The organism is Pseudomonadota bacterium (assembly GCA_016927275.1).
GTDB lineage: Bacteria > UBA10199 > UBA10199 > 2-02-FULL-44-16 > JAAZCA01 > JAFGMW01.
Genome location: JAFGMW010000003.1, coordinates 1 through 8,418, shown reverse-complemented (window position 1 = coordinate 8,418; position 8,418 = coordinate 1). Strand labels below are relative to the sequence as shown.

9 protein-coding genes are annotated in these 8,418 nt (G+C 63.8%); 7 read left to right on the top strand and 2 right to left on the bottom strand.

Annotated features, from left to right (window positions below):
• The 3 genes from JXA24_00090 to JXA24_00080 form a co-directional block, all read left to right on the top strand.
• The coding region (locus tag JXA24_00090) for an RnfABCDGE type electron transport complex subunit C (GenBank protein MBN1282159.1) at positions 1-618 on the top strand (618 nt) is incomplete at its 5' end.
• Between the two features lie 71 nt (positions 619-689).
• The gene (locus JXA24_00085; protein ID MBN1282158.1) at positions 690-1,751 is read left to right on the top strand and encodes an RnfABCDGE type electron transport complex subunit D; all 1,062 of its coding nucleotides are present in this window, start codon (positions 690-692) and stop codon (positions 1,749-1,751) included.
• A complete protein-coding gene (locus JXA24_00080) occupies positions 1,732-2,388 on the top strand; it encodes an FMN-binding protein (GenBank protein MBN1282157.1) in 657 nt (218 codons plus the stop codon). The genes JXA24_00085 and JXA24_00080 overlap by 20 nt, the downstream gene beginning before the upstream one ends.
• Here JXA24_00080 and JXA24_00075 read toward each other — a convergent pair.
• Together JXA24_00075 and hydG are read right to left on the bottom strand one after the other, a co-directional pair.
• Complete coding sequence (locus JXA24_00075; protein MBN1282156.1) at positions 2,385-3,593, bottom strand: hypothetical protein; 1,209 nt, start codon at positions 3,591-3,593, stop codon at positions 2,385-2,387. The genes JXA24_00080 and JXA24_00075 overlap by 4 nt on opposite strands.
• A gap of 96 nt (positions 3,594-3,689) precedes the next feature.
• Complete coding sequence (gene hydG / locus JXA24_00070) at positions 3,690-5,084, bottom strand: [FeFe] hydrogenase H-cluster radical SAM maturase HydG (GenBank protein ID MBN1282155.1); 1,395 nt, start codon at positions 5,082-5,084, stop codon at positions 3,690-3,692.
• A 141-nt stretch (positions 5,085-5,225) separates the two neighbouring features.
• Between hydG and JXA24_00065 the strand changes: the two genes are divergently transcribed.
• The 4 genes from JXA24_00065 to JXA24_00050 all read left to right on the top strand — a co-directional run.
• Complete coding sequence (locus JXA24_00065) at positions 5,226-5,480, top strand: hypothetical protein (GenBank protein ID MBN1282154.1); 255 nt, start codon at positions 5,226-5,228, stop codon at positions 5,478-5,480.
• A 295-nt stretch (positions 5,481-5,775) separates the two neighbouring features.
• A complete protein-coding gene (locus JXA24_00060; protein MBN1282153.1) occupies positions 5,776-6,297 on the top strand; it encodes an NAD(P)H-dependent oxidoreductase subunit E in 522 nt (173 codons plus the stop codon).
• Positions 6,294-7,475, top strand: coding sequence for a dehydrogenase (locus tag JXA24_00055; GenBank protein MBN1282152.1), 1,182 nt, complete (start codon positions 6,294-6,296; stop codon positions 7,473-7,475). Before JXA24_00060 ends, JXA24_00055 begins: the two co-directional genes overlap by 4 nt.
• Before the next feature lie 41 nt (positions 7,476-7,516).
• Positions 7,517-8,418 (top strand): (2Fe-2S)-binding protein (locus JXA24_00050; GenBank protein ID MBN1282151.1); only part of this gene is annotated, 902 nt, incomplete at its 3' end.

Sequence of the window (8,418 nt, the reverse complement as noted above, 5' to 3'; positions counted from 1 at the left end):
CCGCAGGGTGCGGAGAAACAGCTGATCGAGGCGCTCACAGGCCGCCAGGTCCCGCCCGGCAGGCTCCCGCTGGACGTGGGCATCGTGGTCCAGAACGTCTCGACCGCATACGCGGTCTACGAAGCGGTGACCGAGTCCAGGCCGCTGGTGGAGAGGCCGCTGACCGTCACGGGCGACGGAGTGGCCAGGCCGGCGAACCTGATTGTCCCGATAGGCACCCCCGTGGGTGAGGTGCTCGCGGCGCAGGGGCTGGATCCCAAGACGAAGAAGGTGGTGCTCGGCGGGCCGATGATGGGGATCGCGCTGCCCAACCTGGACTACCCGGTGGTGAAGGGGACCTCCGGGATACTCGCGCTGCGCAGGATGCCCGAGTTCATGCCGGGGCCGTGCATACGGTGCGGCCGGTGCGTGACGGTCTGCCCCCTCCGCGGGATGGCGGCGGAGATGATAAAGGCGATCGAGGCGGGCGAGGTGGAGCGCTACGAGGAGCTGCACGTGCTCGACTGCATGGAGTGCGGCGCGTGCACCTACGAGTGCCCCTCCCGCAGGCCGATCGTGCACTATGTGAAGAAGGCCAAGGCGGAGTACGCGGCATGGAAGGCCGGAAACAAGAAGTGACTAGTAACTGGTAACTTGTGACTGGCGGGATCGCGCTAGTCACTAGTCACCGGTCACGAAAATTAATGAATATGGCTGATAATATCCTGGCAGACAAATTGGTGGTAGGGCCGGCGCCTCATATCGCCACGGCCGACTCCATCCCGCGCATCATGTGGAGCGTGAACGCCTGCCTCATGCCTGCGCTCTTCGTGGGATTCATGAACTTCGGCTGGTACGCTATGCTCGTTGTCGCGGTCTCCATCGGCGCCGCCGTGATATCAGAGGCGGCGGCGCAGGCGTTTCGCGGCGTGCCGGTCACAGTGAGCGACGGCTCCGCCGTGCTCACGGGTCTGCTGCTCGCATTGTGCCTTCCGCCCGGCACGCCGCTCTATATGCCGGCGATCGGCAGCGCCTTCGCCATCATCGTGGCGAAGCACGCCTTCGGGGGCCTGGGGTGCAACGTATGGAACCCTGCGCTCGCGGGGCGTGCATTTCTTTTGGCCGCCTATTCGAACGCGATCGTCATGCCGAAGTGGCCGATCCTGAAACATGCGTTCACCGGGTCTATATTGGGAGTGGACGCGGTGACCAGGGCAACGCCATGCCTCGTGCTCAAGGAGACGCCGCTCGCTTTCTTTCAGAACTACTCGTTCGGCCGGCTCTTTCTGGGAGCGATACCCGGCTCCATCGGCGAGACATCGGCCCTCGCCCTCGTCCTCGGCGGGCTCTATCTCGTCTACAAGAAGTACGTGAACTGGAGGCTGCCCCTGGCATTCGTTATCACCGTCGCATTGTTCGCCGCGCTGCTGCCGCAGGCCGACGGCGCGGGCGGGACGCTCTCGATATGGGCGGGCACGCTCACGGCCGGCGCGGCCATCGCCCGGGGGATCGCGCACGCCCTCTCCGGCGGGCTCATGCTCGGCGCCATATTCATGGCGACCGACATGGTGACGAGCCCCCTCACGTCGAAGGGACAGGTCTACTACGGCATCGGCTGCGGGCTGCTCGTTGCGCTGATACGCCTCTACGGCGGCTATCCCGAGGGGGTCTGCTACTCGATACTGATAATGAACACGGCGGTGTGGCTCATAGACAGGCTCACCGTGCCAAGATTCTTCGGAGCCATGAGGCATGCAGAGAAAAATCCCTGAGTACATAAAGTTCCCGCTCGTCCTCACCGCGGTGGCGGTGATCTCGGCAGTCCTGCTGGCCGGGATGTATCTGCTCACGCTCCCGGCCACCAAGGCCGAGGCGGCCCGCCGGACCGATGCCGCACTGAAGGTCGTGTTCCCGGAGGCGGACCGGTTCGATCTGAAGCGGGCGCGGGTGGAGGGCAGGCCCTTTGAATTCCGCGTCGCCAGCAGGGGCGCGGAAGAATTGGGCTACGTGGCGGTGGGGCAGGCGACCGGCTATTCGAGCGTGCTCAGGGTCATGGTGGGCATGGACCTGGCATTCAACATCAGGGGGGTCGAAATCCTCTATCAGAACGAGACGCCCGGCCTCGGCGACAAGGTGACGGAGATAAAATCGACGAGGACCTGGTGGAGCGTTCTCACAGGCACCGGCCCCGACGAGTCGAACCTCAGGCCCTGGTTCCAGCTCCAGTTCGACGGGAAGATTGCACCCGTCAAAGTCGACAAGGACGGCGGCCGGATCGAGGCGATCACCGGCGCGACCATCTCCTCCCGCGCGGTCTGCCAAGCGGTCAACGAGGCGGTGGAGAACATAAGGAAGGCGGTGCGGGGCTCGGTCTCCGCTGTCATGCGCGAAGTCGTCGTCCGCGGCTAGAAGTAGTACATGGCGTTGAGGAAGACGACGTTGGCCTCCGATGCGCCCGAGCCCTGGTAGTTGGTGCGCATGTAGTTGTACTCCGGGCCGACGACGAAGTCCTTGAGGGGCTTGAAGTAGATGTTCGCGAAGACCAGCTGGTTGCTCTTGACCCAGCCGGCGGGTACCTGCGAGCCCTTGATGAACTCGCCGCCGTATCCGGCGTTGGTCTCAAGCCAGGAGAGCCATTTGCTCTTGACCTGTCCCCAGCCCTCTACAGTCCTCTGCCTCGTCGTGTTGGAGCTGCCCGACAGCAGCGAGCCCAGGCTGTATCCGTACTGAAACTCGACCGAGGGCTGGAAGAACTTGTGCACCGGGGCCAGGATGCTCGCGCACAGCCCCCAGTTGTTGATGTCGGCCGCCCCGGCGACGGCGTTCCTGTTGCGATAGTACACTCCGCTTATGTAGGCCCACAGCTTTCCTGCGGGCATGTCGTGCCACAGCCCCAGCCTCGCCTGCCCCATGGGTATGCCGGTCGTGTTGGCCGGGTCATTCGAGGAGAGGGAGTTGGAGGGCAGCCCCGCGCTCACGGCCGCCTCCATGCCGCTATTCTCTCCGAACGGCTGCTTGAACGTGAAGCGTATCTGAGGACGGCGGAACCCGAGGTTTCCCTGGTTCCACAGGTTGGCGCCCACGTTGAACGTCGCCGGGTTGAGCGGGGAGAAGATGTCCCATTCCTGACCCATGAGCACGTGCCAGCGCCGCTGTCCGATGCCCGCGTAGGCCCTGCGGAGCCTGGGGGAGATCGAGCTTGCGCTGAGGTTCGCGGTGCTGAAGAAGTCCATCTCGATGTCGGCGTTCACCTTGAAATTCCTGCCGCCGAAATCGTACGGCGCGAGCATGAAGCCGAAGCGGGTGTTCTGGACCGTCGCCGAGATGTATGCGTCGTTGTTGCCCTGGGCGGTCTCGTCCTGCACCCGGTTGAATCCGGTGATGCTGGTGTTGTAGCTGGCGGGCGTGTTGTTGAACGTCCCGAAGCTCGACAGCTGCGAATCGGAGTAGAGGAACTCGCCGAGGACGAAGCCGTAGAAGCTCACCGGCACCTTGGAGGAGAGGGTGATCTTCTCCGGGATGTCGGTCTGGATGCTCTGAGCCCCCGATGCGGACGGAAACGCAAGGACGAGGAGCGCCAGGGCAAGCGCCGGCAGCGCACGCGTCATTTTCATCTGATCTCTCCTTTTTCGGATGCGGCCCAGCCCCCTAGCATTGAGCAGGTGGTCGTGCAAGGCAAAATGTCCGCAGTCGACCCGGGCGGGCGCCCTTCATACGAATATGTCTCGGCTGCCGGATGCTATGCGATCCAGAAGACCCTTGACCTTCACGCGCAAGGCGGGATTGCTGACATCGCTCTGAAGCATCCTGCCGATGAGGTCGTACCCCTCCTCCCTCAGATCGTCGCCGGCGAAGTCGTGGAGGTATTCGGCGAATGTGAGAATCCCGTTCGGAGTGCAGTTGTCCTTGATTAGGCCCGGCTTCGCCAGGTCCATGAAATCCTTCCCCACCCGGCCCAGCCTGTAGCACGCGGTGCAGAAGCTTGGGATGTGGTCGTGCGCGACTATGTCGCGTATGACCTCCATCAGCGGGCGCGTGTCGCCCAGCGAGAACTGCGCGGCCCGCGCCCCATCGGCCGCCCCGTCTTTGGCGTATCCGCCGGGGTTCGTTCGCGAGCCGGCCGATATCTGCGAGACCCCCAGCTCGAACGACTCGCGGCGGATAGCGGCGCTCTCGCGGGTGCTGAGGATTATGCCGGTGTAGGGGATGGCGATCCTAAGCAGCGCGATGATCTTCCTGAAGTCGTCGTCGGACACAGGATGCGGGGGGCGGTACGAAAGGGGGGCGCCGCAGGCGGGCTCGATCCTGGGCACCGATATCGTGTGCGGTCCCACCCCGAACTTCCCCTCGAGGTGGGCGATGTGTTTCATGAGCGCCAGGATCTCGTAGCGCCAGTCGTAGAGCCCGAACAGGACTCCTATCCCCACGTCGTCGAATCCCCCCTCGAATGCGCGGTCCATGCAGGTGAGCCTGTAGTCGTAGTCCGATTTCGGGCCGCGCGGATGCAGGCGCCTGTACGTGGGCGAGTGGTAGGTCTCCTGGAAGAGCTGGTAGGTGCCGATGTTGCAGGAGTGAAGCTCGCGGAACTCGTCCACCGAGAGGGGGGCGATGTTGACGTTGATGCGGCGGATCGTGTTTTCACCGCTTTTGGTCCCGTAGATCGTTTCTATCGACCTGAATATGTAGCTCAGGCCCAGGTCTGCGTAGGACTCGCCGGCCACGAGCAGGACGCGCTTCTGCCCCTCGGACAGCAGCGCCGCGGTCTCCAGGCGTATCTCGTCCTGGCAGAGCGCCCTCCGCTCGATATCCTTGTTGGCCGCCCTGAATGCGCAGTAGGCGCAGTCGTTGTCGCACAGGTTTGAGATGTAGAGGGGCGCGAACAGGACGAGGCGCTTTCCGTATATGCTGTCCTTGATCCATCGCGCCGTCTCGAAGAGTTCTCCGAGCATCTCCCCATCGGTGAGGGTCGAGAGCGCGACGAGGTCCTCAGCGGGCACACCCTGCATCTCGCGGGCGCGCGCCAGTATCTCGCGAACGCGCGCGGGTTCCGGCCTCTCCTGCGCCGTCAGTTCGCGGCTTATCGCTTCGTGGTCTATGATCGCCATTGCTCCGTCCGATGACATGCGACACCCGCATATACGCGCCGGGACGCGTTGTAAATGGGGTTTTTCACTCCTTGACCAGAGAGGGCGGCAGCTGGTAAATTGTGGCCTGTTCGATGGTCAAACTTAAACGGGGGAAACGGCATGGAAAAACACATGATCTACGGGATTCACATCTCTGACAGGATGAAGAAGGCAGGCGAGGTGCAGTCCCTGTTCACCAAATACGGCTGCAACATAAAGACCCGCATCGGCCTCCACGACGCTTCGGACAACGTGTGTGCGCCCAATGGCGTCGTCCTGCTCGAAATGGTCGGGGATGAGAGGGTCTGCAACGAGATGGCGGATGCCCTCAACAGGATCGAGGGGATCGAGGTCCAGAAGATGATCTTCAAATAGCCGGTTTGAGTCCGGAAGCAGGCGTCGGGCCCCCTCCCTGTGCGGGGGCCCTTTGTTTTGCGCGTCGGCGGTGCCTGCATCCGGGGCCCGAGGCGGCCGCAGAGCGGTCAAAAAGCCCTTGCAATTAGTTTTCGGGGGGATATGTAAGGTCGCCCTCAAAACAGGGCCTCTCCCGGGCGGGGGATTCGGCAATATCCGTTTATAAAGCGGCTATTTGTGCGGCACCACGGCGGCTCGCACCTGCCTGCGCGCTTCGGGCCCCAACGCAGCAAGACATTCAAAGGAGGTTCCACAGATGCTCGTCACAGCCAATGAGAGGTTGAAGGAACATCTGGCGCCGATCGCGGCCAGGCACGGCGGCGGGCGCAGCGCCCTCATGCCGATGCTACAGGAGATCCAGAGGAGGCATTCGCGGATCACGCCGTACGCGATGCAGGTGGTGGCGGACATGCTCAATATCCACCCTGTGGAGGTGATGGGGGTGGTCTCGTTCTACAGCTTCCTGGGCACCGAGCCCAAGGGCCGATTCATCATCAGGCTCTGCCGCACGATCTCCTGCGACATGCGCGGCAAGGACAGGGTGGCTCGCCAGCTGGAGACCGACCTGGGCATCAAGTTCGGCGAGACGACGCCCGACGGCTTCTTCACGCTGGAGTACGCAAACTGCCTCGGCCTGTGCGACGAGGGCCCTGCCATGCTGGTCAACGACAAGGCCTACACCAGGGTCACGCCCGAGATGGTCCAGCATGTTGTAGAGGAGTGCCGCGGCCAGTTCGGGCTCCACGCCCAGCAGAGAAAGGAGGAGCAGCTGATATGAGCGCCTCTTACGCAGGTCTCGTGACGTTCAAGAAGGCCAAGCCCGACGAGGGCCTCAGGGCCGCGGCTTCCAGGAAGCCTGAGGAGATAATCTCTGAGATCAGCGATTCGAACCTGAAGGGCAGGGGTGGCGCCGGGTTCCCGACCGGCCTCAAGTGGAAATTCACGGCCAAGCCTCCCTGCCAGAACAAATACGTGGTCTGCAACGCCGACGAGGGCGAGCCGGGAACCTTCAAGGACAGGGTGATCCTGAGCGAATGCCCGGGGCTCGTATTCGAGGGCATGACTATAGCGGGCCGCGCCATCGGGGCGAAGAGGGGCATACTCTACCTCCGCGGCGAGTACTCCTTCCTCAGGAAGGGCCTGGAGGAGGTCCTCGCCGAAAGGCGCAGGAACAACCTCCTCGGCGACGCCATACTCAGGACGAAGGGCTTCGATTTCGACATCGAGATCCGCATGGGGGCCGGGGCCTACGTATGCGGCGAGGAGACGGCGCTGATCGAGTCGCTGGAGGGGCAGCGCGGCGAGCCGCGCAACCGCCCTCCCTTCCCGGTGGACACCGGATATCTGGGCTGCCCCACGACCGTCAACAACGTCGAGACGCTGGCGTGGGCCGCGCTCATCATGGCCAACGGCGCCGCGTGGTTCAAGAAGAGCGGCACCGACAAATCGGCCGGCCCCAAGATACTCAGCGTCTCCGGCGACTGCGCGAGGCCCGGCATCTACGAGTTCCCGATGGGCGTGACGGTGGAGGAGCTGCTCAAGGAGGTCGGGGCGCAGGACGCCAAGGCCGTTCAGGTGGGAGGCGCGTCCGGCCGCTGCCTCGGCGCGTCCGAGTTCAAGCGCAAAATCGCCTACGAGGACATTTCCACCGGCGGCTCGATCATCGTCTTCGGGAGGGACCGCGACATGCTGGAAGTGGCGGAGAACTTCCTCGAGTTCTTCGTGGAGGAGAGCTGCGGGCAGTGCACGCCGTGCCGCGAGGGCAACCGCAAGCTGCTCGAGGGTGTGAGGTTGCTCAAGGAGGGCAGGTGTTCGATGAGGTACCTCAAGGAGCTCATGTCGCTGGGCGAGACGATGCAGCTGGCCTCCAAGTGCGGGCTGGGGCAGTCCAGCCCTAACGCCTTCATATCGATAATCGAAAACTTCAGGGACGAGATCATGGGGCGCACCTCTTAAGCGCCCGATCCTGCTCGAGGCAACTAAAAAGGAGCCCAGGCATGCCAGACAAGAGTTTCGGAAAGGACGTCTCCCGCGCGCCGGTGAGCCAGCGGGGCCATGCGGTCGAGGACATGAGCGAGTGCTCCGCCGCCAGAATAAAGATCACGATCGACGGCAAGGAGACCAGCGTCACCTGCGGAACCACGATCCTCGAGGCCGCAAAGGGGCTGGGCATCCGCATACCGACCCTCTGCTACCACGACGACCTCTGCGTCGCGGGCGTCTGCCGCGTCTGCCTCGTCGAGGTCGAGGGGCAGCGGACGCTGCAGGCCTCCTGCGCCTACCCCGTGACCCAGCCGATCGTGGTCCGCACGCACACCGCCAAGGTGCGCCAGGCGCGCAGGCACGTCATAGACCTGCTGCTGTCCGCCCACTACGGCGAGTGCTACGCCTGCGCGCGCAACAACAACTGCGAGCTGCAGGCGCTGGCCAAGGAGTACGGAGTGGACTTCTTCCGCTTCGGACACCCGGAGAAGCCCAGATACGAGAAGGACCAGTCGAGCCACGCGGTCTACCGCGACATGGACAAGTGCGTCCTCTGCAGGCGCTGCGTGCGCACATGCATCGACTTTCAGGAGGTCGGGGTCTTCGAGGCGGCTCACCGCAGCGACAGCTCCAAGATCTGCACCTTCATGGACAAGCCGCTGGCCGACGTCGTCTGCATCAACTGCGGGCAGTGCATCAACCGCTGTCCGACCGGAGCGCTGCGCGCCAACGACCCGACCGACGAGGTCTGGGCCGTCATAGACGACCCGGCCAGGCACGTGGTCATGCAGACGGCCCCCTCGCCGCGGGCCGCCATAGCCGAGTGCTTCGGCTTTCCCCCGGGCACGGCCATGACCTTCGAGCTCAACACTGCTCTCAGGCTCTGCGGCTTCGACCGGGTCTTCGACACCAACTT

Coding starts and splice junctions, on each gene's coding strand:
- JXA24_00085 (MBN1282158.1), top strand. CDS start 690: ATGGCTGATAATATCCTGGCAGACAAATTGGTGGTAGGGCCGGCGCCT.
- JXA24_00080 (MBN1282157.1), top strand. CDS start 1,732: ATGCAGAGAAAAATCCCTGAGTACATAAAGTTCCCGCTCGTCCTCACC.
- JXA24_00075 (MBN1282156.1), bottom strand. CDS start 3,593: ATGAAAATGACGCGTGCGCTGCCGGCGCTTGCCCTGGCGCTCCTCGTC.
- hydG (MBN1282155.1), bottom strand. CDS start 5,084: ATGGCGATCATAGACCACGAAGCGATAAGCCGCGAACTGACGGCGCAG.
- JXA24_00065 (MBN1282154.1), top strand. CDS start 5,226: ATGGAAAAACACATGATCTACGGGATTCACATCTCTGACAGGATGAAG.
- JXA24_00060 (MBN1282153.1), top strand. CDS start 5,776: ATGCTCGTCACAGCCAATGAGAGGTTGAAGGAACATCTGGCGCCGATC.
- JXA24_00055 (MBN1282152.1), top strand. CDS start 6,294: ATGAGCGCCTCTTACGCAGGTCTCGTGACGTTCAAGAAGGCCAAGCCC.